The sequence below is a fragment of the Arthrobacter sp. efr-133-R2A-120 genome (assembly GCF_030209835.1).
Classification (GTDB): Bacteria; Actinomycetota; Actinomycetes; order Actinomycetales; family Micrococcaceae; genus Arthrobacter.
Genome location: NZ_JARVRF010000072.1, coordinates 1 through 25,089, shown reverse-complemented (window position 1 = coordinate 25,089; position 25,089 = coordinate 1). Strand labels below are relative to the sequence as shown.

The window sequence follows — 25,089 nt, the reverse complement described above, 5'->3', positions numbered from 1 at the left end:
ACGGCTCCACCCCCGCGGATGACACCTGGATGTACCTCGACGACGTCACCCTCACTAACGGCTGAGGCCGCCGGCATGGACGTGGTCGCGGTCGTGCCCTAGCTCTTAACGCGAGCGGCGGCCGCGGACTTGGTTCGCAGCCGCCGCTTCCCGGTGAGTCTTAGGAGTTCCTGGTGGCGGCGAACATGCGGCGGAGCGTGAAGAAGCAACCCAAGGCGCCGAATAGCAGCGCCATCAGGAAATCGCCCATGTAACTCTTCACGAAATCCGGGTTGTTCGCCAGGTTGTAGTTCATCAGGTCCCACGGCTCGGAGCTGGTGATCAAGGACAAGGGCTGGCTATTGATGTACTTGGCGGCGTCCAGCCAGACTCCAGCGACGAAAGACAAAAGCGCGGTGGCAGCGGTGATAGCCGCTATCACCCACACACCCTTTCGGCTCAGCCCGCCAGCTCCCATCACATAGAAACGGGCCGCCATCGCGGCAGCGGCGAAGGTGACGAGCGAGGACATCCAGCCAAAATTCCAGATGATGAGCCACAGAACGACGCCGATCGGGAGGGCCGGGAGGGCGAACAGGGCGCCTCGGCCCACGTTCTCGGCGGTTCGAATCGGGCGAGCGGGCGGCCACACTGTTGCCTGAGTCTGGTTGGCTTCCGGATGCCAAGGGGGAATCTGCGGGCCGGGGGCATTCGGGGAGCTCATTCCGAACTCAGGCTCGGGACGCTGTGATGCGCCGTATTCGTTGCTGCCGGGCTGGGTGTTTTCCGGCAGGTTGGTGCTCTCGGTCATGGTTCCCCCAAAATTTGGACCGGTGCGATCGTATGGGTCATCCTTGCACGCAACAGAGGAAATTCGCCAGCAACTCACGGCAAACTGCGAGAAGCGTTCGGATGCCCGGCCTCTCCGGCGTGGGGTTCAATCTCTACGTAGTAGATCGCCCCAGCGCCAGGAGTATGGAGGCGGTGTGTTGCATGACGGATCGGCCGGTATTCGTGTCCGAAGGGGTCTCGCACAGTCACTCGTTCAAGAGGATCCAGCCGCGCGAGGAGGCCATCGACGTCCCTGAGCGTTGCGGGGCGGGCCTCTTCTCCCGATACATCCAATACCCAGGGCGAACCGGTGGCGCTGCTGGCGAGTTCCAGGCTCAGGGTTTCAAATATTCCAGCCAGAAGGGCATCGAGCGTTGTGGGGTAGAGACGGAGCAATCGATGCGCTTTCGGTTCGCGGCGTCGATCGTTGATCCAGGTCTGGCGGAGCCACGTGAATTCGACTCGGCCGAACGAGGACCCCAGGGTCAGTTTCCGGCCCTCCTCCAAAGTCAAGTGGAAGTTGTTGCCCGCCCGGTCAAGAATGCTGGCTGCTTCGTCAACGTACTCAAGGTCTTCGAGCATGGCAGTTTTGGACGGATAGTACGTGAAATCACCGAGCTCATCGACAACGACGTAGTCTTCCGGATCCGCGCCGGCAAGCTCGTTATCGTGTGCCGTTCCTTTGCTGGGGGCGGTGCGTTTCATGGTGAATTCAGCTCCTACGAAGGGTCAGCCCGAATAGGCGGTGCGTCCTGTCTTCATCAGACCACCAAACGGAGCGGCCGTCGTCGCTCCTTAATGGTTTCCTTACGCCAGCAGGAGCAGATTTAACGCCCGGCGTTCCCGGCCGTAACAGTCGATCTCGGCCCGCTCAGAATTACGCAACAGTGGCATGTTGTTATTACAGTAAGGATTGCCTTGCCTATCTCGTGACCGTTTCCCCCGACTCGTCGGGCCGCTCTGCATGAAGGGTAGGGCTACCCCCAACCATTCCGGTCCCGGCCGGAACCCCTGAAAGGCCCCCCATGAAATTCGGCATCAAACCCGCTACGGCCCTTGCCGCCGCCACGGCCACGCTGCTGGCACTTTCTGCGTGTAGCGGCGCACCAAGCGGTACCGCAAGCGGTGGTTCAACGGCCGGCGCGGCATCCGGCGGCGACGGCATCGTCGTATACAACGCGCAGCATGAAAACCTCACTGGCGCATGGGTGGACGCCTTCACCAAGGAGACGGGAATCAAAGTTACGCTCCGCAACGGTGATGACCTTGAAATGAGCAACCAGCTCAGTGAGGAAGGCAAGAACTCCCCGGCGGACGTCTTCCTCACGGAAAACTCCCCGGCCATGGTCCGCATCGCGAGTGCCGGCTTGCTCGCACCGGTGGACCAGGCAACCCTCAGCCAGGTCCCTGCGCAGTACCGTCCCTCTACCGGCGACTGGACGGGCATCGCGGCCCGCTCCACCGTGCTGGCCTACAACAAGACCAAGCTCAGCGCAGGCCAGCTTCCCAAGTCCTTGATGGACCTCGCGGACCCTTCATGGAAGGGACGGATCGGCGCGTCCACGGGAGGAGCTGATTTCCAGGCCATTGTCAGCGCGATGCTTGCGCTCAAGGGAGAAGATGCCACCCAGAAATGGCTGGAGGCGGCCAAAACCAACTTCAAGTCTTACAAGGACGACACTCCGGTGCTCGCAGCGGTGAACGCCGGCGAGGTCGACGCGGGAGTTTTGTACCACTACTACTCCTTCGTGGACCAGGCCCAGACCGGCGAAAACAGCAAGAACGTTGATCTCCACTACTTCAAGAACCAGGACCCGGGTGCGTTCGTCAGCGTCTCCGGCGGCGCTGTTCTGGCGTCCAGCAAGAAGCAGGCCCAAGCCCAGGAGTTCCTGAAGTTCATCACGGGCAAAGGGGGTCAGCAGGTTCTCCAGAACGGCGACTCCTTTGAGTACACCGTTGGCTCCGACGTGCCGGCCAACTCCAAGCTTGTGCCGCTCAAGGACCTCCAGGCACCTTCGGTGGACCCCGCGAAGCTCAACAGCGAGAAGGTCACCGAGCTGATGACCAAGGTCGGGCTCCTCTAGGCCGAGGACCGCCTAGCCGCCGCAGACCGCCACCCCTGTCCCGTCGAGGGCGGGGGTGGCGGTCCGTCAGTGCCCGCTCAGGGTGTCAGCCGGCGGCTGATCGCCTCGAACATCGCGGCGGCTGCAGGGCCCGCAGCAGGATCAACCGGCAGCGCTGTTGAAGAGAATTTGACCCCCACCACCCCTGACCTCCGGTTGATGTAGACCATCTGCCCGTGGATGCCGAGGCAGTATGCCGTATCCGCATCGTCCGAGAGGAACCAGAACTGGCTGCGGTACTTGCCTCCCGGCATCTCTTCCGCATGATCGCCAGCCGCGAAGGCCGTTGCGGAATCGGGGCCGCCGGTGAAGATGTCGTCAACCCAGTCAGACTCGAGGATCCGCTCATCGTTCAGTGAGACCCCGCCGTCGCGGATCATGCCTCCGAACAGGACCATGTCCCCAAGCGTGGCGCAGATGCCGCCGTCGAACATGCCCGTACCGGCCGCATCGAGGGAGATGAAGGCGTCGTGGCGGGCACCCATCCGGGACCAGAGGACCTCAGAGGCGAGTTCTGCGAACTGCTTCCCGCTCGCGGCTTCGCAAAGCCAACCGAGCACATCCGTCTCGCAACTGCGGTATTCGAAATGGCCGCCGTGTTCACGGACCTGTTCCAAGGTCAGCAGGAACTCCTTGAGCGTGCCTGCTCCGCCGTTACGGGGCGCCCAGCCCACGGCCTCGTCCAGCTTCCGGACCTCGGAGCTGGCGTCGAGGTATTCCTCCGAGAACTTGATGCCACTGCGCATGTCCAAAATGTCCCGCACGGTGGCGCCGCCGTAGCCGCTGGCGCGGAGCTCGGGAACATAGTGCTCTATCGGCTGGGCGGTGTCGATTTTCCCTTGCGCCACTAGGACGCCGACCACCGAGGAAACGATGGATTTGCTGACGGACATCAGCAGGTGCCTGGTATCGTGGCTCATCGCCCCGAAGTACTCCTCGACGAGAACTTCATTGCCGTGCAGGACCATCCAGGCATCAGTGCTGGTGGCCGCCAGGACTTCCTCGACGGTTCTGTCCGAGCCGTCCGGCAGGCGGACAACCACGCCCCGGAGCCCGAGGGGATCCTCAGGCATCGCCCGCTGCAGTGGGCTGGCAGAGTCCTTGGCCACGGCGCGAATCGCGGCGTTCGCGAACAGCTCATCCATGTGAAGGAAGGACCACGGCAGATTCGCTGGCTCCTGCCAGTTGTCAACGGTGACCCTGCTTTGGCCGGTGGTAATGCGTGACATGGTGTTCCTCCATCGGATCCGGCCCGGGGCCGGGTTTAGTGTGGGCCGCAGCAACTTTGGTGCGGATCGGGCATAATCATGAAAGCGAATGGCATTCTCTTTCATGATTATGCACTACAACAACAGGATGGAATTTGCGTGAGTCGCGTACTCCTTGTTATCGACATTCAAAACGACTACTTTCCCGGAGGCGCATACCCTCTTGCCGGTTCAGATATGGCGGTTGCCGCTGCCGCATCTGTTATTGAGATCTTCCGGCAGAGCGGCGAGCCAGTGGTGCACGTCCAGCATGTGTGGGACGAACCGGAGGCGAGCTTCATGCGACCGGGGACCGCCGGCGTCGAGATCCACAACGCGGTGCGCCCGCTCCCAGAGGAAGTTGTGATCACCAAGGCGTCGCCAAATGCCTTTATTGGCACTGAACTTGGCGCCGTGCTCAAGCGGCTAGAAGCAAGTGAGCTGGTGGTGGTCGGAATGATGACAAGCATGTGCGTGGACTCCAGTGTTCGGGCAGCCGCGGAACAGGGGTTCGACGTTGTTCTGGTCCATGACGCATGCGCCGCCCCGGATCTTGAGTTTGGCGGGGTCCGGGTCCCGGGCGAGATGGTTCACTCAGCATTCGTCGCAGCCCTTGGAGACGGTTTTGCCCGGGTGGTCTCATCCCGAGACGTCATCGCCTAGCAGCAAGGACCCCCGCTCAGCCGACCTTGAAGCCCCCGTTGCTGTAAAGAATCTGGCCATTCATCCAAGAGCCCTGGCCGGAAAACAGGAATCTCACCAGGTCTGCCGTGTCCTCGGCCGTGCCGAGCCGACCGGCGGGCGTCGCGCCGATGCACCGGCTGCGCGTCGCGTCGTCCATCCATCCGGTGTCGATCGGGCCCGGGTTCACCACGTTCGCACGAACGCCCCGGTCTGCCAGCTCGACGGCGGCTGCTGTGACGATCCGGTCGAGGGCTCCCTTGCTGGCACCGTATGGCAGATTGTGAACAGTGTGATCGCTCGTCAAAGCGACAATCCGGCCGCCGACGGCGCCTGGGACAGCGGGTTCCCTTAGTTGCTCCGCGAACGACTTGATGAGGAGCCAGGTCGCCCGGGCGTTGACTGCGAAGTGGCGGTCCCAGCTCTCAAGGTCGGTCGTCAGGATCGAGCTGTCCACTGATTCGCAGTGCGACATGACCAAACCTGTCACCGGACCAAGGGCTCCTGCAGCCCTGATGATGAGCTCAGCCGGCACCTCTGGATCGCTCAAGTCGCCCGGGACGAGTTCGACGGCGGCCCCCAACGCGCGGCATTCGCTGGCGATGGACTCGCGGTCGTCGGCATTGCCCTCCAGTCCGACGCGATCGTCGTACGGTCGCCAATAGTTGAGGGCGAGATCCCAGCCGTCGCGCGCCAAACCGACCGCGAGGCTCGCCCCGATCGAGCGCCGTCGACCGACCCCCGTCACAACCGCGACTTTCGAACGGCTCTGCATCGTCATGGTTCGATTCTAGGAAGCGGCCTTGGCCACGCGGGGAGGCACAGCCGTCACTGATCAGGAAGCAACCAGCCATCGGCGATCAGAAGCTCCCGGAGCGCGGGCCGGCTGAGCGGTTCCGGTCCGTCGTGGGCTTTGCGGCGGACCGAGACGAGCAGCTTCTTCACGCCGTCGGCGCTGATCCCCAGGCTCGCGCCGACATCGGCCATTGTCCCGCCCGAGCCGCCCAAGTACAGCGTGACGGCTTCGTGTTCGCGCGGGGTGAGGCGGATCCGCGGCCCCGGGACGTCAAAGACGCCGGCAAGCTCGGGCAGGACGAACTTCTCGCCGCGCGCCGCGGCGAGCACGGCTGTGGTGAGTACTTCGGCCCCCGCCGTCTTGGGTATGTAGGCCATGGCGCCGGCGTCGAACGCTTGACGGATCACCAGTGGCGTCGTGAGGCAACTGCACACCACCACTTGTGATCCGGTAGAGAGAATGGCCTGGATTTTGGAGCGCAACGGGATTCGGTCACCAAGGATGATGTCCAACAGGACAACATCTGACAACTGTCCCAATGAGGCTGCGAGCTCGGCCCAGGAGCCGAACCGGCCCACCACCTTCACGGTTGTGGCGTTGGCCTCAAGCCAAGAAGCCAGACTCTCCCGGAGCAGTGCGTGGTCTTCGAGGATGTCGACGTGGATCTTTGGCGCTGCCGCCTCGAACCGCCGCCGGAACAACCCCACTGGTGTTCTCCTCTATGGCCGACGACGCTAATCGTCAACCACTTTGCCGCCCCAGTTTCAAGATCCCGCACTACAGAGGAGCAAGAAATCCTCAAGATTCGGACACCTGGAAAGAAAGCAGCGGCCTGCCCTCCGGAGATCCTTGCGCCCCCGAACCCCGCACCGTAGGTTTGAGGAAGCGGACGTATACGTTCGGGGGCATCGGGTTTGAAACCGGTGGTCAGTCAGATTCAGAGAAGGAACACGGCCGTGGCAACAGGTATTGTCAAATGGTTCAACGCCGAGAAGGGTTTCGGCTTCATTGCCCCCGACGACGGTTCGGCGGACGTCTTTGCCCACTACTCGGCGATCGCCTCGAGTGGGTACCGATCACTGGACGAGAATCAGCGGGTCCAGTTTGACGTCGTGCAGGGCCCGAAAGGCCCCCAGGCGGAGAACATCCATCCCCTGTGACGTTAGGGCACTTTTCCTAGGGCAGTTCTGCAAGCAGCCGGCCCCACTTGGGAGCCAGTAACGGCGCTCCGGCAAGCTTGAGGCAATGCCACAGCGTCACCGCTACGGAATCCAGCACCGGCACCCCGGTGGTTTCCTCCACTTCCGCGGTGATGTTGGCGCCGTAAAGGTTCGTGCACAAGTAAATGAGCGCGTCCGGGTTCGAGGCGGCAAGTTCCAAGGACCCGGGCAGCATTTCCGCGTCCGTGACCCGGGCGAAGGATTCGTTGTTGCTGAGATCCATGTGGCGGTGGTCCACCGTTTTGATTCCTTCGCGCTCATATGACTCGATGACGGCTTGGTTCACGTCCCCGGTATAGGGCGTGAACATGCCGATCCTTTCCGTGCCGAACGTCTTGAAGGCCTCAAGGTAGGCCAACGTGGAGGTCGTGGCCGGGATCCCGGTGGCCTCCATTATTTCCCGGACCACGGCCTCGTCATGCGCGGCACCGAGCCAGGAGCCCGAGGTTCCGTTCCACGCGATGACGTCCACGTCCGCCGTCGCGAGCAATGCCGCGGCCTCCCTCATCACAGCCGAATCAAATTGTTTGTCCGAGGAATCATCCAGTGCAATGCGCGTGACCGGAATGCGCGTGAAGTGGATGGTGACGTCCTCGCGGTCACCCAGAATCCGGTAGCTCTGCGGCTCAAGGCAGGTGTTGGACGACGGCACGATCATGCCAATGCGGGTGGGGCGGTGTTCGGAAGGCATGGTTCTCCTAAGCAGAAACGGTGGCAGGAACGGACGGCGATTTTCGAGCGGACTGGGCGTCGCGGTGTGCGGCGAAGCCGTTGCGGGCAACGAAACGGCCCACGGGGCCGGGATCGTGGAAACCGCCGTCGTCGACCACCACGCGTCCGGCGGAGACGACGACGGCGGGCCAGCCGTTCAGTGTCTTCCCCTCGAAAGGCGAGAAGTCGGTTCCCATGTGGAGCGCGCCGCCGTCGACCTCGCGTTCTTCGGCGGGATCAAAGATGACCAGGTCGGCGTCGAACCCTGCCGCGATGGTGCCCTTGCCGGGCACGGCGTTGATCCGCGCGGGACCGGCCGAGAAGACCTCGACGAAATCCTCCACTGTGCTGTTCGGCGCCATCGCGGTGAACGTGACGGGCATTCGGGTCTCGACGCCGGGCAGCCCGTGCGGCATGAAGCGGACATCGTCGGTGCGCTCGCGCTTTTGTGAGAGGTCGTAGCAGGAGTGGTCCGAGGACACCGTGTGGATTGCTCCGGCCGCGAGACGTTCCTTCAGCGCGGCCACAGTTTCAGCACTGCGCATCGGCGGGCAGCACGCATACCATTCGGGAAAATCGCTGCCGTAGACGGTGTCATCCAGCGTCAAGTAGTGCGGGCACGTCTCGGAGTAGGCCTCCTGGCCGCGTTCGCGGGCCTCAGCGACCAGATCCACCGCGCCGGGCGTCGACTGATGCACAAAGTAGACCGGCGCTCCCGTGTACTCCGCCATGGCGAGGGTCTCTTTGACGGAAGTTTCCTCGGCGAGCTCGGGCCGAGTGGAATGCAAGTGCTCAATGCCGATCCGGCCGTCCGCGGCGTGCTGTTCGGTGCAGTCGGCGATGATGGGATCGTGCTCCGCGTGGATGTAGGTGAGTCCGTCCAGACGCACCATTTCGCGCATGACTTTCAGGATGGTGTCGCCGTCGGCCATGGTGGAACCGCGGTTGGTGGTGTACATCTTCACTGAACGGACGCCCTCCCTGGCGAGCTGCTCCAGCTGCCATGGCATGGTCTCGTCCCAGCTGACCACGGAGCCGTGCAGAGCCACATCGCACCGGGACTCGGCTGCCAATCGCTTCTTGTTCAGGACGGCGTCCAGCGGTGATTCCTGGGCGTCACGCGGAATACCAAAGTCGATGATGGTGGTAGTGCCGCCCCACAGGGCTGCGGTTGAGGTGGTGCGGTAGTCGTCGAGGGTGCGGAAGCGCCCGGTCACCTGGGCCACATGGCAATGGCCGTCCACACCGCCGGGGATGACCAACTTACCGGACGCGTCGATGGTACGCGCGGCTGCGGGGACCGGTTCTGTGGCGTCGATGAGCTGGGTGATGCGGCCGTCGTCGACCACGACGTGTGCGGCCTGCCGGCCAAAGCTGTTGACTACGGTGCCGTGGGCGATGACGAGATCGGGGATGTTCACGGTGATCCCTACTTTCCGGCTGGAACGGCCGCTGCGACAGCATTGGCGGTAACTGAGGTGCTGGCGGCGGACTGGATGGCGGTCAGGGCGGCGTCGAGGGTTTCGGACAACCCCCGGCGGTGCTTGACGGGCGGCGGGGCAAAAGCGCCTTGGCGGTGGAAACCGGATTGCAGCGCCACAACCGCTTCGGTCATGCGGATCCCGGCGGAGATCCCGTCCACCACGGGCACGGGGATCTGTCCTTCAAGCTCGCGTGCGAGTCCCGCAAGCGGGGCACCTGCCAGAATGACGACGTCGGCGCCGTCCTCCGCGACCGCCTGCCGGCTCAGCGCCAGGAGGGTTTCCTTGAAATCCTGTTGCACCGTGCCGATGCCGTTGAGGCTCTGGTTGATGGAACGGATTGAAGCAAGCCGGCTGCCAAGCCCGAAATGCTCCACGCAGTCCCGGTACCAAGCAGTGATGCGGTCCGAAATGGAGATGATGGAGAAGCGTTGGCCCTGCAGGGCCGCGGCGCAGAGGGCGGCTTCCGTGATCCCGATGACGGGCACTTCGGTGAGCTCCTTGAGGGCGGGCATCCCGGGGTCGCCGAAGGCGGCCACGACGACACCGTCTATGCGGTCCGCCGCCGGATCGCCCCCGCAGTGCTCGGCGATGATTTCGGCGACGGCCCCGGCTGCGATGAGGGCTTCGAAGCGGGTCTCGATGTATTCGACGCCATGTCCGGCGGTCCGGACGATCAGCTCGGTGTCAGCCCCCGCCGAGCGGCGGGCTTCGGCGTCGATCAGCGCGGTGACATCCGCGCTGATGTTGGGATTGATGACTAGCAATTTCATGGTCGTTTGCCTTGCAGCTTGAGTTCTGTGGCGGGCTCGTTCTGGGGGAACTGCTCGCGGTACTTTCCAATGTGCGACGCCGATTGGGTAGCGGCGCGCTCCGCATCGCCGCTGGCGATGGCGGCGTAGAGATCGCGGTGTTCCTGGATCAGTTCCGGCAGGTCGTCCACGTGGCGGAAAAGCCAGTGCATACGGCCTTGGAGCGGTTCCAACGCGGTGCGGAGAAAATCGTTGTTGGCGATGGCCGTGATGGCATCGTGGAATTCACTGTTGGCGCGGTGCGCCTCGAGGATTGAGCCTTTCGCAAGGAAGCGATCGGCTTCATCGAGGAGCCCGGCCAGGTGCTTGAGGTCCTTGTCCGTGGCGCGGGCCGCTGCCAGGCGGCAGGCGAGGACTTCGAGTGACTGGCGGACGTCGAAGAGGTCCTCGACGTCTTTGGGGCTCAAGCCTGCCACTTCGGAACCGCGGGAGGCCCGGTCCTGGATGAGGCCTTCCTGCCGCAGCATGCGGAGGGCTTCGCGGATGGGGAGTCGCGACACGTTGAATTCGGCTGCGAGGTCCCTCTCCACCAGCCGGGTGCCGGGCGCGTAGTGACCCTCGAAGATTCGCGAACGGATGGCGTCCCGCACGGATTCCCGGAGGGGACGGTCCGCGGTGGGGGTTTCTTCTGCAATCAGCATCTTTGCTCCATTCGTGTTCTTTTGGGTCATTGCGCCCGGCAACCCGGAGGCGTCCGGCCGTGCGGCGGTTCAGGACCGCACGGCCGGCCCGGTCAGGCGAGTTAGACCGGAAGCCGTTTGTTGTAGTTCAGGGTCAGGACGGAGACGCCCATGATCACGGCGGATCCTACAAAGTACAGCAGTGCCCAGGTGTAGGAGCCGGTGGCCCCGACAATCAGGCCTACCACAATCGGGGTGACGAACCCTGCGATGTTGCCACTGAAGTTCATGGCACCGCCCAGGACGCCAGCGTTGGTGCGGCCGCCGAGGATGGCCGGGATGGACCAGAAGAGCCCCACCCAGCGCAGGAAGAACAGGACCACCGAGAGGAGCACGACGGCGGTGATCGGGTCTGCGACGACCGTCACGCCAACCAGGCCGCCGACCACCACGACGCTGGAGATGCCCAGCAGCGTGCGCATGACCAGGTTGGCCGAGGCGCCGGCTGCGCGCCACTTGTCAGCGATGGCGCCGCCGAGGATTTCGCCGACGAAGCCTGCACCGAAGATCACGAAGGTGGACCAGCCGATGGTGTTCAGGTTGAAGTGCTTGGCCTGGGCCAGGTAGAGCGGGCCCCACGTCAGCAGGCCGTAGAACACGCCGTTGAATCCGAGCCAGCCAAAGCACATGGCCCAGAAAGAGCGGAACTTCAGGTAGGGGAGAAGTGCGCGCTTGCCCTGGACGCCGTCCTTCGTGGCCTCGGCGTCCTCCTCGGCGTGGGAGGCCTCGATGTAGTCGGCCTCGGCAGCGTTGACGGCTTTGTGGTTGCGCGGATTGTCCCGGACGTACCACCAGACCGCCAGGCCCATGAGGACGGTGGCCGCGCCGGCGATGATGAACGAGTAGCGCCAGCTGCCGGTTGAGGCGATGAGCCAAGTGATGAGGATGCCGCCCAGGCCGGCGCCGAGCGGGGCGCCTGCGTCGAGGATCGTGGCGCCGCGGCCGCGTTCCTTCTTGTGCATCCAGATGGCGTTGAGCTTGCCGCCGGCCGGCATGACGCCCGCTTCAGCGACGCCGATCCCCAGGCGGGCGATGAACATGCTGAGGAAGCCGCCGGCCAGGCCGGATGCTGCCGTTGCGGCACCCCAGCCGATGCACGACGCCGTGACGACCTTGCGGGGGCCGAACTTGTCGATGAGCAAGCCGACCGGGATCTGCATGAGGGCATAGGTCCAGAAGAATGCCGAAAGCAGGAGCCCGACGAGCTCCGGTGCGAGGTTGAATTCCTTTTGGATGATGGGCAATGCCACGGAAATGGAGCCGCGGTCGATGTAGTTGACGGCTACCAGGATCAGCAGCAGGACGAAGAGCCTCCAACGGACGCTCGTGCGTCGCTGCACGCCGTCCTTTTCTTCTGCTTTTCCTTCGACGGCATGCGCTTCTGTTTCGGTGTTTTGGAGAGACACAGTTTCTCCTTCAGGGGGAGTTTGAGGAGCGGGGAAAGTCTTGACTTGTTGAGCTGGGTGCGGGTTGCCGCGGCAGCCGGACTCGCGCCGGCGGCAACTGTAGCGGCCGGTCCTCTTTCTGGGAGGAGGGACGCTGCCGGTTCGTTGGGTCCATTTGGGATCCCGCTTTGGGATCCCAAAATCAAAATTAGATGTGACCCGGCGCACTGTCAAGAGTTTTGGTATACAAAGCGAAGAAACAGAATGTGACCGGGCGTGAAGTATGGCGGAATGTAGGCTCACTCACCCAAGTGGCGCAGGGAATGGGATACCGACACGATCCCTAGGCTTGCCCGGGTGGGGCATGGGATACCGGGGTGTTCGCGCGTGTTCCTACCTGCCGACGCGCTCCCGACCTCACGACGCGCTGTCTACCTCACGACGCGCTGTCTACCCCACGACGCGCAACTGGTTAAGCGACGAGGAGAAAGTCTGGCGACGCGGGAATACCGGTGTCGATAGGGATATCCCGGGTCACGAGGCGTTTAGCGGGTAACGAGACGTTTAGGGCGTCGAGAGGCGCCCAGGATCGGGAGGGCCTAGCTCGGGTTGAGGTCGGCGAGAGCGGTCAGCGCCCGCTCGGGATGTTCCGCGATGCGGTTGAGGACGTACAGCCACCACTCGCCACCGAAGATGACGTACTCGCGCGTCCTGTAGCCGTCCCTGTGGAGCCGGTCCAGTAGATCGGTCCCCAGCCCGAGGAGCATCTCGAATTCAATCGCGTCGGTCTTCAGTGCCTCGCCGTGCCTGGCGATGAGCGTGTTGACGAGTTCGCCGTCGTGCGTCGCGAGCGAGAGTGAGTGGCCGGAGAGGATGAGCTGGCTCGCCAGGTCGAGGTAGGCGGCAGTGAGTTCGACGCTGTTGCGAGGGTAGGCGACGGACTCGGGTTCAAGGAACGCGCCTTTGACCAGCCGGACCGTACCCGGGTAACGAAGGACCCGCTCGAGGTCTCCGGGGGTGCGGTGCAGGCGGGCTTGGAGTGTGATGCCGACGCGGGGGATCTCGGCTGCGAGCTCTTCGTACAGGTCGAGGACCAAATCGGTCCGATCCGAACCTTCGGCTGAGATCATCAGCCCCGTTCCGTACGGTTCAGTGATCGCGGCAAGCTGGCGTACATGGTGGAGGGCCAGATCGCGGTCCACGAGAGCGCCGAGGTGGGACAGATCAAAAGAGATGGTGCTCGGTACGCCGCTCTTCCCGAGGGTAGCGCCCAGCTCAAGGAACACCGCTGCTTCCGAGCGTGCGAGCTCGGCGTTGCGCACGCTCTCGCCGGCGTATTCGATACTGGCGGCATGCCCGCGGGCCACCGCCGCCGCAGCTACCTCGATGGCGTCAGCCGCGGTGTCCCCGGCCGAGTATCGCCTTGCCACGCGTGAAGCCATTGTCGCCAAGGCTGGGGTGGACATGACACGTTGCTTCAGGTCTTCATCCAATGCCCACGCCCGGAGGGTATTGGCAGCACGCTCAAGATCAATCTTCGTAGTCACCCGACAAACTGTACCTGCGGAAATTGCCGGCACCTGCCTCGGGTTCACGATGCGAAATCCGGGTGCCCCTGGGTCTTCGCTACTCCTTCGGCAAACACCAGACCGTGATGCGTACGCCGTCCGGATCCGTCGTGATGCGGAGCCGTAGATCCCGGCCTACGAGGGCTTCATGCCCGTCCTCGCTTGCCAACTGGTCCGCGAGTTTGCTGATGGCAACGGCCATCGCCCGGCCCCAGTGGTGGGGATCCCGGCTCGTGGCCACCGCCTCGGCGCCGGGCTGGCCGGGAACGGACACACCTGCGGAATCCAACTCCCTCATGTCCATGGCGCTCATCCCGCCACCACCTTCCAGTTGTCGGCCGGTTTAGTCCCGGTCTTTGGCGTCGGCGCTCCGGGTGTGCGCCAGGATTTCCGCCAACTCGGCGAGCCGATGTGCGCGTGCCGATTCCGCCGGCGTGAACGGCTCGCCCGGCCGGGAGAACAGGAGCGGTCCGTGCCAGGCGGTCGGAATCTTGAGGAGCGTCGTGGAGGGCCCGACGGCGGCGCCCGCCTCAGCGGCCGACCCAACAGGTTCCTGGGTGACGATTTTCGCCGAGAGGAGTTCCGCAACCGCCAGCGGCAGTTCGTCGGGGTTGTCGGCGATCCGGGCAGCCAGGCTCAGGGCCTTGGTCTGGCCGTCCGCCATAGCGAGTGCCGTGGTAGGCCACACGTGCGAATCCCGGCCGCCGCCGTCGTCGAGCGCTCTCAGCAGCTCCTGCTCGCCGAGGTGGCCCGGGGCGGACAACACGAATTCGTCCAGGACGGCGCCATCCACGGGGTGGACATGGATGCTGAGGATGTTGATGTCAGTCCGAGCGAGCGATTGGGTGATGCGTTGGAGGGACCCCGGCCGGTCACGGAGCACGGTCCTCGCCCGCCAAAGCGCCGGGGCCGAATGGAGCTTCCTGCGGTGGCGGAGGGCCGGCGCGTGGATCCAGCGCCGCAGAATCCTGGCCGCGGAGGGCTCGGCGACCCAGATGACCAGGACCGTCGCGGTCACCGTCAGGAGGAGCACCTTGGCCAGGTAAGGAAGTTGCGTTTCAACCACGACGGCGTGCACGAGAAGTTCGATGGGCAGCATCACGGCGATTTGGGCCACGGTGACCCGTGCCTTCGGAGCCTCGGGCATCTGGCCACACACTTCGCAGGAGAGCTCGGCTGTAGCGGAAGTCCTCGTGTTCGGCTTCATGGCACTATCGTGCCCGAGCCCTGTTTCAGGTGGGTTGCGTCTGCGTCACGATTTTGGGCAGCACCCATGTGGGCCAGTTCGGCGCCGACCGGACGCGCCGAACTGGCCGTAGCGCCCGAAAATTAGCGGGCGTTCTCGTTGCTCTTGTTCGCGGCGGCAAGCTCGGTCAGGAGGTCGCGGATTTCAACAAGCAGGGCGGTGTCGGCCGGCAGCGGTTCGTCCTCCGGTTCTTCGATGGAGGCGCGGCGCTTGGTCAGTTCGTTGATCTTGTTCATGGGCGCCACGAAGATGAAGTACACCACGGCGGCCGTGATCAGGAAGGTTACGAACGCCGTGATGACGGCGCCGAAGTTGACGAATGTCTTCGCGTTGTCCGGCCAGATCGAAAAGCCCAGGCCCTCGGCGTTGACCCCGCCGGCGGCGGCGATGACCGGGTTGACGATGTTGGTGGTGAAAGCCGCCACCAAGGCTGTGAACGCGGTGCCGATGACGACGGCAATGGACAGTTCGATGATGTTGCCGCGAAGAACGAAGTCCTTGAAACCTTTGAGCATGGAATATCCTCCGGTGGGTACGAGTCTCTGGCTAAATCAGAGATCAAACTACCATTCCAAAGTTTCAAACGGGTGTATCGGACCCAATTTCGCTCGGTCAGCCTAGAAGGGCACGGGTGTGGTCGTTGAGGAATATTCCGCGCGGATCGAACTCCCTCCGTACTTGGATAAAGGTGTCCAACTCCGGGTAGAGGCGTTCCAAACGGCTCCTGGTCATGAAATGGATCTTTCCCCAGTGTGCACGTGGCTCGAATTCCTGCAGCACCGCATCGGCATCACGGAAGAACTGCCAGTAGTCCGTCCCGGGTTCGGTAGTCAGGGTGATGACGGTGGTGTCGCGTCCCTGGAACTGGGACATGTAGCCCTCGTCGGCCTTCACCCAGCGAACCTCCACGGGGTATTTCTGGTCAGAGTGCTTGGTTCGGATCAGGTCCTGGACGGCCTCGACAGCGGCCAGTCCAACGTCGCTCGGCACAAAGTACTCGAGTTCATGGAACGGCGTGGTGAATCCGCCCGGGTAAATACGGTACGAACGGTCCAGCCGGGCACCTTCCGTACCCGAAATTTGCTCGTCCTGGATCTGCGCGATGTTGTACCGCTTGGTGTAGCTGCGGTTTGCCATGCTCAGGCCTGGCGCTCCAGGGAGGTCCAGGAGCTCGCACGAGCCTTCTTCCGGGCACCAGAGGAACGAGTAATGCCTGTTCGCGTCGATGTCGGACTGCCACGTTGCGGTGGTCTCGGCCCAAGTGGGGTACGTGATTTGTTCTTGCAGGTAGTAGCGGTCCTCAACCGCCAACTCCACCTCGAGGAAGATCCCGAGCGTACCCAAAGCTACCTGAGCGGCCTTGAGTTCGCGGAGCTGCCCCTCGCCGATTTCGACGATCTCGCCGTAACCATTGATCAGCTTCACCCAACGGAGGCTTGACGAGAAGCTCCCCAGATCCTTCCCGGAGCCGTGGGTGCTGGTTGAGAGTGCCCCCGCGATCTGCTGCTTATCAATGTCGCCTTGGTTGGCCAGCGCGAGGCCTTGCTCCCACAACGGATCGCCGAAGGCATTGATGGTGGTGCCGGCAAGGGCTCTGGCACGACGCCGGACAGGGTCGCTTCCGGTGATCCCCGATAGTGCGGACATGTCCATCAGGACGCCCCCCGTCTGAACCAGTGGCGAGGACGAATGCCCCGAGCCGACCGCCCGCACGGGCAAGCCTTCGCGGATCGCGAAACGAACGGCGTCGAGCGCTTCTTGTTCAGTCCTCGGCCGGACGGTGAAGGCTGGCGTGGCGCTCTGGTTCCCGCCCCAGTTGGTCCAGGTGACGTCTGTTCCGAAAGGGGCCGGCGGGGTGGCTGCGCGTGCCGAGGATGATGTGTGGGGAAGGTTCGCGGTGGTCATTGCTAAGCTCCGTTGCTTGTTTGAACGCTCATGCGCCGTGGTTGATCATGACGTGCTTGGTGCGGGAGTAATCGTCCAGGGCGTAAAGCGAGAGGTCCCTGCCGTAGCCGGATCCCTTGAATCCGCCCCACGGTACCTCGCAAGCCAACACCAAGTGCGAATTGACCCAGACCGTACCGAAGTCGAGTTGCTTTGGAACGCTCAACGAGAGGCTTGAATCCCGGGTCCATACCGAGGCGGAGAGTCCATAGGGGCTTTCGTTCGCCCGGGTGATTGCCTCTTCGGTGGAATTGAAAGTCTCGACGGTGACCACAGGGCCAAAGATCTCGTGGGTGGCAACATGCGCCCCGGCCGGGACGTTGCTGATGACCGTGGGTTCGATGAAGTAACCAGGCCCTTCCAACGCAGAACCGCCGATGGCCATGTGCAGGCCAGCAGCTTTTGCCTCGGCGAGCGATTCCTTGACGCGTTCGAAGTGTGGGCGGGAAATCATGGGTCCGATTTCCACATCGTCCCCTGCCTCCGGGGCCCCGACCACCAGGGTGCTGACTTCGCGCACCAGGTGTTCCGTGAACTCGGCAGCCACCGACTCGTGCACAAGTACGCGGCATGCAGCGCCACAGTCCTGGCCGGCATTCCAATAGCCTGCGTTTCGCACGCCGGCCGCGGCAGCGCGGATGTCGGCGTCGGGAAACACAACAACCGGAGCCTTGCCGCCGAGTTCCAGATGGACGCGCTTGACTGATTTGGCCGCCGTCTCCGCCACGGCCTGTCCGCTGACAACGCTCCCCGTCAAGGCGACGAGGGCAACGTCGGGGTGTTCGGAAATCCGCTGTCCGACGGTCCGGCCCTGTCCCGTCACGACATTGAGGATTCCGTCCGGAATGCGTCCGGCCAGAAGTTCTGCAAGTTTGAGGGTCGAGAGCGGCGTCTGCTCGGACGGCTTGAGGACGATGCTGTTTCCGGCGGCCAGGATGGGCGCGATCTTCCAGGCAGCCATCAGGAGCGGGTAGTTCCACGGGGTGATGACGCCAACCACGCCCACGGGCTCCCTGAGGATCACCGAGGTGTGCCCGGTTGCATAGTCGCCGCCAGCCATGGACGTCAGCGTGCGGGACGCTCCGGCCATGAAACGGAAAGTGTCAATGGTGCTGGAGACATCGTCCTCCGCAACGGTTCGCGGCTTGCCGGTGTTGGCGGACTCGATGATTTCGAAGGCTTCACGATTGGCGTCAATGATGTTGGCGATCAGGTTCAGGACCTCGGACCGCTCCTTCGGTGTGGTGGCGCCCCAGGATTTCTGCGCCGCCACGGCTGCTTCAACAGCAACGTCAACATCTGCGGCTGTGCCGGCCTTGACGGAGGCGATGACCTGTTCAGTGGTGGGGTCTACGACATCGATGAAGTGGGTGGAAGAGCCCGGAACAAACGATCCGCCAATGAAGTGCCCGCCGGGAGGCAGAGGCAGTGGCAAGATGCCCGAGACGTTGTGGGACGCAGGGGAGTTGTTGCCTTCGCTGACGCGGCGGACGGTGAACTGTTCGGTGTCAATGAGTGTCATGATTTTTGCCTTTGTTTTCTGGCGCCGGTCGTGGCGTCGGGAGTTTATGGGGAGAGCGGGGCTAGGCCTGCGGTGCGTTAGACCAAGTCGCTTGCGAGTGCGGGGGCCTGAAACGGTACGACCGCGGTCTTCTTCCGGAAGGTGCGTGCCGCGACGTAGTAGAGCGGAGCAACCACGACGAGGCCGATAATCCAGGAGAGGTCCACGCCGCCCATGGCCGCCGCGACGGGCCCGGTGTAGATCGCTGTTGCCGAGAATGGGAGCTGGACCAGGGCACCTGCCACGTAGGAACCGATCGCTACCCAGTTGAAGCGGCCGTACACTCCGCCGTCGCGCTTGAAGAAGTCCTCAACCCTGTAATCGCCGTGCCGGAGGAGGTAGTAGTCCACCAGGTTGATGGCCGTCCAGGGAACCAGCACGTACATCAGGAAGGAGAGGAAGTTGGTGTAAAAGAGGATGAAATTGTCGCGTGCGAACAGCGAGATCAGGAGTGCGAGTGTAAAGAGGATGATTGCCGCAACGCTTCGGGTCTTGGCGCGAGGCAACCAGTTCGGCTTGAACGTCTGCCCAATAGTGAGGCTGCACAGGACGCCGCAGTAGAGATTCATGGCGTTCGACGCTGCAACGCCGAGGCAGAAGATTCCCACGACTGCCAGTGTCCATGGCTGGAGCAACGCTCCCATGCTGCCGACGATTTCGACGTTGCCAGCGTCTGCGCCCATCGTGACCGCGAGGGTTCCCACCAAGGCACCCAGGAGCATCGGGAAGAGCGTGCCTAGGACGCAGCCTGAGTAGGAGGCCCAAAACGCCGGGGCCGATCCGGTGCCTTGAGGCATGTAGCGGGAGTAGTCCGAGACGTAGGGAGCGTAGGCGAGTTGCCACAAGGCGGATACGGAGACGGTGGCCATGAAGCCAACCCAGTTGAAGTTTCCCTGGTACAGGAAGGTGGCGGGCAGCCCGTGGACGAACATGATCCAGACGAAGGCGAGCAGCAGCGCCAAACCAGCCACGATGCTTAGGAAGCGTGCGTAGGCGTGGATGAGCCGGTAGCCGAAAATCGTGGCAACAACGCTCACGACGCCGATGATGATGATTCCTGCGTCAACACTGATGTCCGGGCTGACCGCGGCCATTGCTTCGCCGCCAAAGACAAGGTTCGCGGCGAAGAATCCGACGTACATGATCACCACGATGACCACGATCAGCAGCGCCCCGAAGGAGCCGAATTGGCCGCGGGTCTGGATCATCTGCGCCACGCCCAATTGCGGTCCCTGGGCGGAGTGGAGCGCCATGAAGATGCCACCGATGACGTTTCCAAGGATGATTCCCACGATGGCGGGCACAAAGCTGAGCCCGAACACCGTTGTTGCGAGTCCGCCGGTGACGATAGTCATGATCATGATGTTGGAACCGAACCAGATGGTGAAGAGGTCCCGGGCTTTCCCGTGGCGTTCATTCAACGGGATGGGCTGAATGGTCTTGTCTTCGAGCCGGGGCGCTTCGGTGGCCGCGGCGGGATTGCTTCGGGTGCTCATGATGCGGTCCAGGAGGCTGCTTGCAATTCGCGGACGGCGTTCGTCTCGGCCTTGCCGCGATTCACCATCAGCGCGAGAAGGTCGAAGACGAGGGTCGCCGCGGCTACCGTGGTGATGTCTGCGTGGTCGTAGGCCGGAGCGACCTCGACGACGTCTGCTCCGACGATGTTGATGCCGTTCAGGCCGCGGAGCAGTGCCAGAAGTTCGCGCGAGTGGAGCCCGCCCATCTCGGGAGTGCCGGTGCCCGGCGCGTAGGACGGGTCCAGGACGTCGATGTCGATGGAGACGTAGACCGGGGTGTCGCCGAGTCGCTCCTTGACCCGTTGGATGGCTGCTGGAACACCGATGACATCCAGATCCGAGCAGCGGATGATTTGGAATCCGAATTCGTGGTCGCGGAGGAAATCGTTGCGATCGTAGACCGGCCCGCGGATGCCGACGTGCATGGACCTATCTTCCACAAGGAGGCCTTCTTCAAAAGCCCGCCGGAAGATGGTTCCGTGGGTGACCGGCTGGTCGAAGTAAGTGTCCCAGGTGTCCAGATGGGCGTCGAAGTGCAGCAACGCGACCGGCCCGTGGACCTTGTTCAAGGCCCTGAGCATCGGGAGGGCGATAGTGTGGTCGCCACCGATCGAGATGAGCTTCTTGTCCTCGCCGATCAGGGGGAGTGCCTGCTCTTCGATTTCGCGGACGGCCCGGGTGATGTCGTAAGGCGTGCAGGCGATGTCGCCAGCGTCGACAACCTGGACTTCGTATACAGGCTCGACGTCCAGTTCGGGGTGGTAGCCGGGGCGCAGCAGCCGGGAGGCTTCGCGGACTGCGGCAGGACCGAACCGGGCGCCTGGCCGGTAGGACGTTCCGCCGTCGAACGGAACGCCGACAATCGCAATGTCGTAGTCCGGAACGCGGTCGATTTGGGGGAGCCTGGCGAAGGTGCCGAGGCCTGCATACCGGGGGACTTTTGTTGCGTCGACGGGACCGATGGGCTTGTGCGTTGTCATTCCGGGATCCTTTGTGCAGTGCTGCCGAGCTGCGATGCCCGCAGCGTTTCGGTGTTGGGAGGGGTGCTCGCCTTTGAGCGGGAAGTAGGTAATCCAATTCTTAGTGACGTGCATCACGGCGTATAGCTGTAGATTGACTACAAATGGCCGGGGCTCTTATACATTTGTCTAAGGGCGCCTGAATTGTCTGGAAACCAACGCGCTGGGAGCATATTTCATGGCGATTACTGTGGCTGAGCTCGTGGCGGAACCCCAGCTCGGACTCACGCTTTTGGCCGGATCCACAGGCAGGGACAACCGAATCACGTGGGCACACACTTCTGACCTGCCGAGGCTGTGGGAATGGGTCACTGGCGGCGAACTGATGATGACCAACGGCCTGTCCATCCCGTCCGACGCCCAAGGCCAGGTAGCGCTCGCCGAGGCGCTCGTCGACGCAGGGGCCAGCGCCCTGGCCATCGGGGAAAAGATGCATGCCCCCGAGTTGTTGCCCGAGTTTCTGGCGGCCTGCGAGCAGCTGCCGCTGCCGCTGATTAGCATTCCATATCCGTTGCCCTTCATCGCTATCGCGCGGGCGGTGGCTGAGGCCTCCTTGTTGGAGGAATCGCGGCGCCTGCGTCAGACGGCCCGGGTCTATGACCTGCTCCGTACGGCGGGAACATCCGGGGACCATTGGCAGGGCCTTATCCAAGGCCTCGAGGCCGAGCTCGATGCGGATCTGTTCGTCGTGGACCGGCGCTGCCTTCATCCCTGGCATCCGGATGGTGATCCGCTGCCGGACTTTCTGCAGACGGAATTGGCCCCCTTGACAGGGCAGATACCCATGACCGGGAAGAAGTTCCAATGGCATCGGCTGCGGGACCGGCACGTGTTGATGATGGACATCCCTACCCACGCCAATGCGGTGCTAGTGGTGCTGCCGAAAAGCGACCCGCACCCTGACGCCGTCGTGCTTCTGCATGCGGCAACGGTGCTGGGGCTGGAACTCTCACGGTCGGCCCTGTCCTTGGAAGGCCGGCATCGCCTGGCGGGCGAATTCCTCATGCAGGCGTTCGATGGACGTCTCGGGATCGCGGAACTGGAGGTCAGGCTCGCCGCTTTTGATGTTCCGGCGCAGAATTTGGCGGTGGTTTCGATAGGGGCCGACGACGGCGAACGGCTGGCGAACATTCACGTCGAACTGTGGCGCCACGGCCTTCAGGCCGCTTGCCTGAGGCGTTTCAATACACTTCATGTGGCGATATCAGCAGCGGTGGCCGCTGACGTTTTGATCCACTGCGCGGGGCCCGGGGTTTGGATTGGCATCAGCTCGCCTACTTCTGCCGGGGGCGTCCAACGTGCGCTCCAGGAATCGTTGTGGGCGCTCGGTTCAGCGAAAGGCAATGCCGTGAACCTGTCCCGTTACGCCGAGGGGCCCTCGTGGCTGGGGCTTACCAGTTTCGAGGAGGGGACGGCGTTGGTTCAGCGGCTGCTCGGCCCGATCTTCACGTATGAACAGAGCCAGGAAGGCGATCTCATCGTGACCTTGAAGACCTACCTGGACACCCAGAGGTCGTGGCAAAAGACTGCCGCTGCGCTTTTCGCCCATCGCCAAACCATCATTTACCGCATCCGGAAAATCAGCGAGTTGACGGGGCTCGACATGACCGAAACGTCCACGTTGGCCCAGCTTTGGTTTGCGCTCCAGATTCATGAGGCCATGCACAAGTAAGCCCCCGCCCCGGAGAGGACGACGCCCTCGCTCGCTGGGTGAAGCGAGCGACGGCGGCCTTCTCCTTTAGTCCATCGGGCACGGCCAGGGTGCCTGGCTGTTGATTTGCGAGGTGGCTGTTATTGTCCGCTCCGGGCACCCGCGCGGATGGACACGTCTGCGGCATACTGGTCCGACTGGAGCTCGTCCTGGAACCTCGCGTAACGGGCCAGGTGGGCTGGACGGCGGCGCAGGAAGAACCACGCGACGCCGAGCATGATGAACCAGGCCGGCGTGAAGAGCAATGCCGTCAGCGTGTCCGGCTGGGTGGTCAGCGTCCAGAGCACAAAGGCGAAGAACGCGAAGACCACCCACACCATGGGCAGTCCGCCGGGCATCTTGAACTTGGACGCGACGTGCAGCTGCGGGCGACGACGACGGAATGCGATGTAGCTGGCAAGGATGATGGACCAGACGAAGACGAAGCAGACGGCGGACACGGTGGTGACCATGTCGAAGGCCTTGCCGACGTCCTGTCCCGCGTACATCAGGACGACGCCGGAGAGCAGAAGCACGCAGGAGAGGAACAGGGCGTTGCGGGGAACCTTCCGCCGGGACAGGCCACTGAAAAGGGCTGGGGCGTCGCCTTCCTGGGCCAGGCCGTACACCATGCGCGAGGTGGAGTAGATACCGGAGTTGGCCGAGGACATGGCCGAGCTCAGCACCACCAAGTTGACCACGGTGGCGGCTGCGCCGAGGCCGGCCAAGGAGAACATGGCGATGAATGGGCTGTGGCCGGCGGCGAACTGGGTCCAAGGAGTGACGGACATCAGGATGATGAGGGCGCCCACGTAGAAGAGGAGCACGCGCACCGGGATAGAGTTGATCGCCCTGGGCAGGTTCTTCTCCGGGTCTTTGGCTTCTGCCGCAGTGGTGCCGACAAGCTCAATGCCCACGAACGCGAAGACCGCGATCTGGAAGCCGGCCACGAAGCCCATGAATTCGTGTGGGAAGAAGCCGCCGTGGCTCCAGAGGTTGGTGAGGCTTGCTGGTCCGGCCTCGGACTGGAACCCGCTGAAAATCATGAACAGTCCCACAACGATCAGTGCCGCAATCGCGATGATTTTGATGAGAGCGAACCAGAATTCTGTCTCGCCGAAGGCCTTCACCGTGGTCAGGTTCAACAGCAGCAGGATCGCGATGGTGGCCAGGCCCGGAATCCACAGCGGGAGGCTCGGCCAGAGTTCCTTTGAGTAGCCCGCGATCGCAATGACGTCCGCGATACCGGTGATTACCCAGCAGAACCAGTATGTCCAACCCGTGAAGAAACCTGCCCACGGACCGAGGAGGTCAGCGGCGAAGTCGCTGAAGGATTTGTAGTGCAAGTTGGACAGCAGCAGTTCGCCCATGGCGCGCATGACGAAGAACAGCATGAAGCCGATGATCATGTACACGAAGATCACGGACGGCCCGGCTGCGGAGATGGTCTTTCCGGAGCCCATGAACAGGCCTGTGCCGATGGCCCCGCCGATTGCAATCAGCTGGATGTGCCGGTTGCTGAGCTGCCGTTCAAGATGCGGTGTTTCACTAGCTATGGCGGGCGGTTGATGAATCGTCATGAGGAACTCCATCGTTCAAGTGGCATCATGGTGCCACGATGATTCGGGGTTCCTCCCCGCTCTGTATGGGACCTGAGAGATTCCGCGGCCTCGTGCTTTCGCATGGTTCCGCTTTGCACCGTCGGTGAGCCCGACCGAAGCCAGGCTGCTTTCCAGAGTTGCCTTGCCGCGGCGGTACATGGGCCTGAGAGTTTCCTGGGGAGGATTTGCTCCTACGGCGACTGCAGAATGTACTGGCAGGACTCTCCCGCCGCAGATCATCAGCGTATTCAGTTTGGGTGGAGCGAATCACGCAGGCGTGGAGGAATTCAAACCACACGACGCTCTACGAACTGCGTGATTCTCAAGGATCGCGGTCTTGGGGCCGGCTTGTACCGTCCGTGGCCGGCTCCTTCAGGGCGGCCACCCGACCCAGTGTGGGATAGCTCACTAAGGAATGTCAACTCCGGCTTTGCTTCGTTTGTCCCCGCTTGATGCCGTTTGTCGATCACTATTTCCGATACCGGATGCGATGTTGCCCCGGCGCTGGCGTTGTGTGTATGGTGTGAGCCGAATCACCCAAATCTGAATATGCCTTTCGAACCGTGGCGGGAGAGTCCTCCCAGTCATCAACCGGGCAGGCGCCGTAGGAGCAAATCCTCCCCAGGAATCTCTCAGGCCCCCGTACCGCCGCGGCGAGGCAACTCTGGAAAGCAGCCTGGCTTCGGTCCGGCTCACCGACGGTGCAAGCGGAACACAACGTGACAATGCGTTCTGCGGAATCTCTCAGGTCCGATACAGAGCGGGGAGGAACCCAAATCGAAGCCGTGCCATTGTGGCCGGCCCTACCTTGGAGTTCCCTTTGACTATTCATTCAACCCCCACCGCTTTTGCAGACCGGCATATCGGCTCACGACGGCAAACCGATGTTGACATCATGCTCAAGGCCGTCGGCTACGACTCCGTTGATGGCCTGGTGGATGTCGCGGTTCCCAATGACATCCGCCAGGACAAGCCCCTCACCTTGGCCAACGCCCTG

The 25,089-nt window shown here is 63.0% G+C and carries 24 protein-coding genes and 3 riboswitches; of the genes, 5 read left to right on the top strand and 19 right to left on the bottom strand.

Annotation, left to right across the window (positions count from 1 at the left end):
- Nucleotides 1-160: 160 nt before the first annotated feature.
- Together QRN52_RS23145 and QRN52_RS23140 are read right to left on the bottom strand one after the other, a co-directional pair.
- Nucleotides 161-790 carry a hypothetical protein gene (locus QRN52_RS23145; protein WP_284756150.1) on the bottom strand — a complete coding sequence of 210 codons (630 nt, stop codon included), beginning with the start codon at nt 788-790 and terminating at the stop codon, nt 161-163.
- Between the two features lie 74 nt (nt 791-864).
- Complete coding sequence (locus tag QRN52_RS23140) at nt 865-1,515, bottom strand: hypothetical protein (RefSeq protein ID WP_284756149.1); 651 nt, start codon at nt 1,513-1,515, stop codon at nt 865-867.
- Nucleotides 1,516-1,835: 320 nt separating this feature from the next.
- Here QRN52_RS23140 and QRN52_RS23135 point away from each other — a divergent pair, with 320 nt between their 5' ends.
- Nucleotides 1,836-2,894: an iron ABC transporter substrate-binding protein gene (locus QRN52_RS23135; RefSeq protein ID WP_284756148.1), complete on the top strand. Its 1,059-nt coding sequence runs from the start codon at nt 1,836-1,838 to the stop codon at nt 2,892-2,894.
- 77 nt (nt 2,895-2,971) lie between these two features.
- Here QRN52_RS23135 and QRN52_RS23130 read toward each other — a convergent pair whose 3' ends face one another.
- Nucleotides 2,972-4,162: a serine hydrolase domain-containing protein gene (locus QRN52_RS23130; protein ID WP_284756147.1), complete on the bottom strand. Its 1,191-nt coding sequence runs from the start codon at nt 4,160-4,162 to the stop codon at nt 2,972-2,974.
- A 138-nt stretch (nt 4,163-4,300) separates the two neighbouring features.
- Between QRN52_RS23130 and QRN52_RS23125 the strand changes: the two genes are divergently transcribed.
- Nucleotides 4,301-4,843 (top strand): cysteine hydrolase family protein, encoded by a 543-nt coding sequence (locus tag QRN52_RS23125; RefSeq protein ID WP_284756145.1) that lies wholly within the window; start codon nt 4,301-4,303, stop codon nt 4,841-4,843.
- 16 nt (nt 4,844-4,859) lie between these two features.
- On the opposite strand, the gene QRN52_RS23120 is transcribed toward QRN52_RS23125, so the two are convergent.
- Both QRN52_RS23120 and QRN52_RS23115 read right to left on the bottom strand, forming a co-directional pair.
- The gene (locus tag QRN52_RS23120; RefSeq protein ID WP_502869747.1) at nt 4,860-5,636 is read right to left on the bottom strand and encodes an SDR family oxidoreductase; all 777 of its coding nucleotides are present in this window, start codon (nt 5,634-5,636) and stop codon (nt 4,860-4,862) included.
- Between the two features lie 53 nt (nt 5,637-5,689).
- Entirely contained in the window at nt 5,690-6,364 is a 675-nt protein-coding gene (locus QRN52_RS23115; RefSeq protein WP_284756142.1) for a response regulator, read from the bottom strand.
- A 249-nt stretch (nt 6,365-6,613) separates the two neighbouring features.
- Between QRN52_RS23115 and QRN52_RS23110 the strand changes: the two genes are divergently transcribed.
- Nucleotides 6,614-6,817 carry a cold-shock protein gene (locus QRN52_RS23110; RefSeq protein WP_078107248.1) on the top strand — a complete coding sequence of 68 codons (204 nt, stop codon included), beginning with the start codon at nt 6,614-6,616 and terminating at the stop codon, nt 6,815-6,817.
- A 16-nt stretch (nt 6,818-6,833) separates the two neighbouring features.
- On the opposite strand, the gene QRN52_RS23105 is transcribed toward QRN52_RS23110, so the two are convergent.
- The 13 genes from QRN52_RS23105 to speB form a co-directional block, all read right to left on the bottom strand.
- Complete coding sequence (locus QRN52_RS23105; protein ID WP_284756140.1) at nt 6,834-7,568, bottom strand: maleate cis-trans isomerase family protein; 735 nt, start codon at nt 7,566-7,568, stop codon at nt 6,834-6,836.
- Nucleotides 7,569-7,575: 7 nt separating this feature from the next.
- Entirely contained in the window at nt 7,576-9,009 is a 1,434-nt protein-coding gene (locus QRN52_RS23100; protein ID WP_284756139.1) for an amidohydrolase family protein, read from the bottom strand.
- A gap of 8 nt (nt 9,010-9,017) precedes the next feature.
- Nucleotides 9,018-9,842 (bottom strand): aspartate/glutamate racemase family protein, encoded by an 825-nt coding sequence (locus tag QRN52_RS23095; protein WP_284756137.1) that lies wholly within the window; start codon nt 9,840-9,842, stop codon nt 9,018-9,020.
- Entirely contained in the window at nt 9,839-10,522 is a 684-nt protein-coding gene (locus QRN52_RS23090; protein ID WP_284756135.1) for a GntR family transcriptional regulator, read from the bottom strand. Before QRN52_RS23090 ends, QRN52_RS23095 begins: the two co-directional genes overlap by 4 nt.
- A 101-nt stretch (nt 10,523-10,623) precedes the next feature.
- A complete protein-coding gene (locus QRN52_RS23085; RefSeq protein ID WP_284756133.1) occupies nt 10,624-11,967 on the bottom strand; it encodes an MFS transporter in 1,344 nt (447 codons plus the stop codon).
- Nucleotides 11,968-12,545: 578 nt separating this feature from the next.
- Nucleotides 12,546-13,493: a proline dehydrogenase family protein gene (locus tag QRN52_RS23080; RefSeq protein ID WP_284756131.1), complete on the bottom strand. Its 948-nt coding sequence runs from the start codon at nt 13,491-13,493 to the stop codon at nt 12,546-12,548.
- Between the two features lie 79 nt (nt 13,494-13,572).
- Nucleotides 13,573-13,827: a hypothetical protein gene (locus tag QRN52_RS23075; RefSeq protein ID WP_284756130.1), complete on the bottom strand. Its 255-nt coding sequence runs from the start codon at nt 13,825-13,827 to the stop codon at nt 13,573-13,575.
- A 30-nt stretch (nt 13,828-13,857) separates the two neighbouring features.
- On the bottom strand, nt 13,858-14,721 hold the full coding sequence (locus QRN52_RS23070) for an ACT domain-containing protein (protein ID WP_284756129.1): 864 nt from the start codon (nt 14,719-14,721) through the stop codon (nt 13,858-13,860).
- Between the two features lie 122 nt (nt 14,722-14,843).
- Nucleotides 14,844-15,275: a large conductance mechanosensitive channel protein MscL gene (gene mscL / locus QRN52_RS23065; RefSeq protein WP_284756127.1), complete on the bottom strand. Its 432-nt coding sequence runs from the start codon at nt 15,273-15,275 to the stop codon at nt 14,844-14,846.
- 97 nt (nt 15,276-15,372) lie between these two features.
- On the bottom strand, nt 15,373-16,665 hold the full coding sequence (locus QRN52_RS23060; protein WP_284756126.1) for a D-arabinono-1,4-lactone oxidase: 1,293 nt from the start codon (nt 16,663-16,665) through the stop codon (nt 15,373-15,375).
- 28 nt (nt 16,666-16,693) lie between these two features.
- Entirely contained in the window at nt 16,694-18,226 is a 1,533-nt protein-coding gene (locus tag QRN52_RS23055; protein WP_284756125.1) for an aldehyde dehydrogenase family protein, read from the bottom strand.
- A gap of 77 nt (nt 18,227-18,303) precedes the next feature.
- On the bottom strand, nt 18,304-19,761 hold the full coding sequence (locus tag QRN52_RS23050; RefSeq protein WP_284756124.1) for a purine-cytosine permease family protein: 1,458 nt from the start codon (nt 19,759-19,761) through the stop codon (nt 18,304-18,306).
- Entirely contained in the window at nt 19,758-20,762 is a 1,005-nt protein-coding gene (gene speB / locus QRN52_RS23045) for an agmatinase (RefSeq protein WP_284756123.1), read from the bottom strand. Before speB ends, QRN52_RS23050 begins: the two co-directional genes overlap by 4 nt.
- Before the next feature lie 217 nt (nt 20,763-20,979).
- Between speB and QRN52_RS23040 the strand changes: the two genes are divergently transcribed.
- On the top strand, nt 20,980-22,473 hold the full coding sequence (locus QRN52_RS23040; RefSeq protein ID WP_284756122.1) for a PucR family transcriptional regulator: 1,494 nt from the start codon (nt 20,980-20,982) through the stop codon (nt 22,471-22,473).
- A gap of 119 nt (nt 22,474-22,592) precedes the next feature.
- On the opposite strand, the gene QRN52_RS23035 is transcribed toward QRN52_RS23040, so the two are convergent.
- The gene (locus tag QRN52_RS23035) at nt 22,593-24,071 is read right to left on the bottom strand and encodes an amino acid permease (protein ID WP_284756121.1); all 1,479 of its coding nucleotides are present in this window, start codon (nt 24,069-24,071) and stop codon (nt 22,593-22,595) included.
- Nucleotides 24,072-24,122: 51 nt separating this feature from the next.
- A riboswitch (glycine riboswitch) is annotated at nt 24,123-24,232 on the bottom strand.
- 1 nt (nt 24,233) lies between these two features.
- A riboswitch (glycine riboswitch) is annotated at nt 24,234-24,331 on the bottom strand.
- Nucleotides 24,332-24,649: 318 nt separating this feature from the next.
- A riboswitch (glycine riboswitch) is annotated at nt 24,650-24,750 on the top strand.
- Nucleotides 24,751-24,900: 150 nt separating this feature from the next.
- Between QRN52_RS23035 and QRN52_RS24045 the strand changes: the two genes are divergently transcribed.
- Nucleotides 24,901-25,089 (top strand): hypothetical protein (locus QRN52_RS24045; protein ID WP_502869746.1); only part of this gene is annotated, 189 nt, incomplete at its 3' end.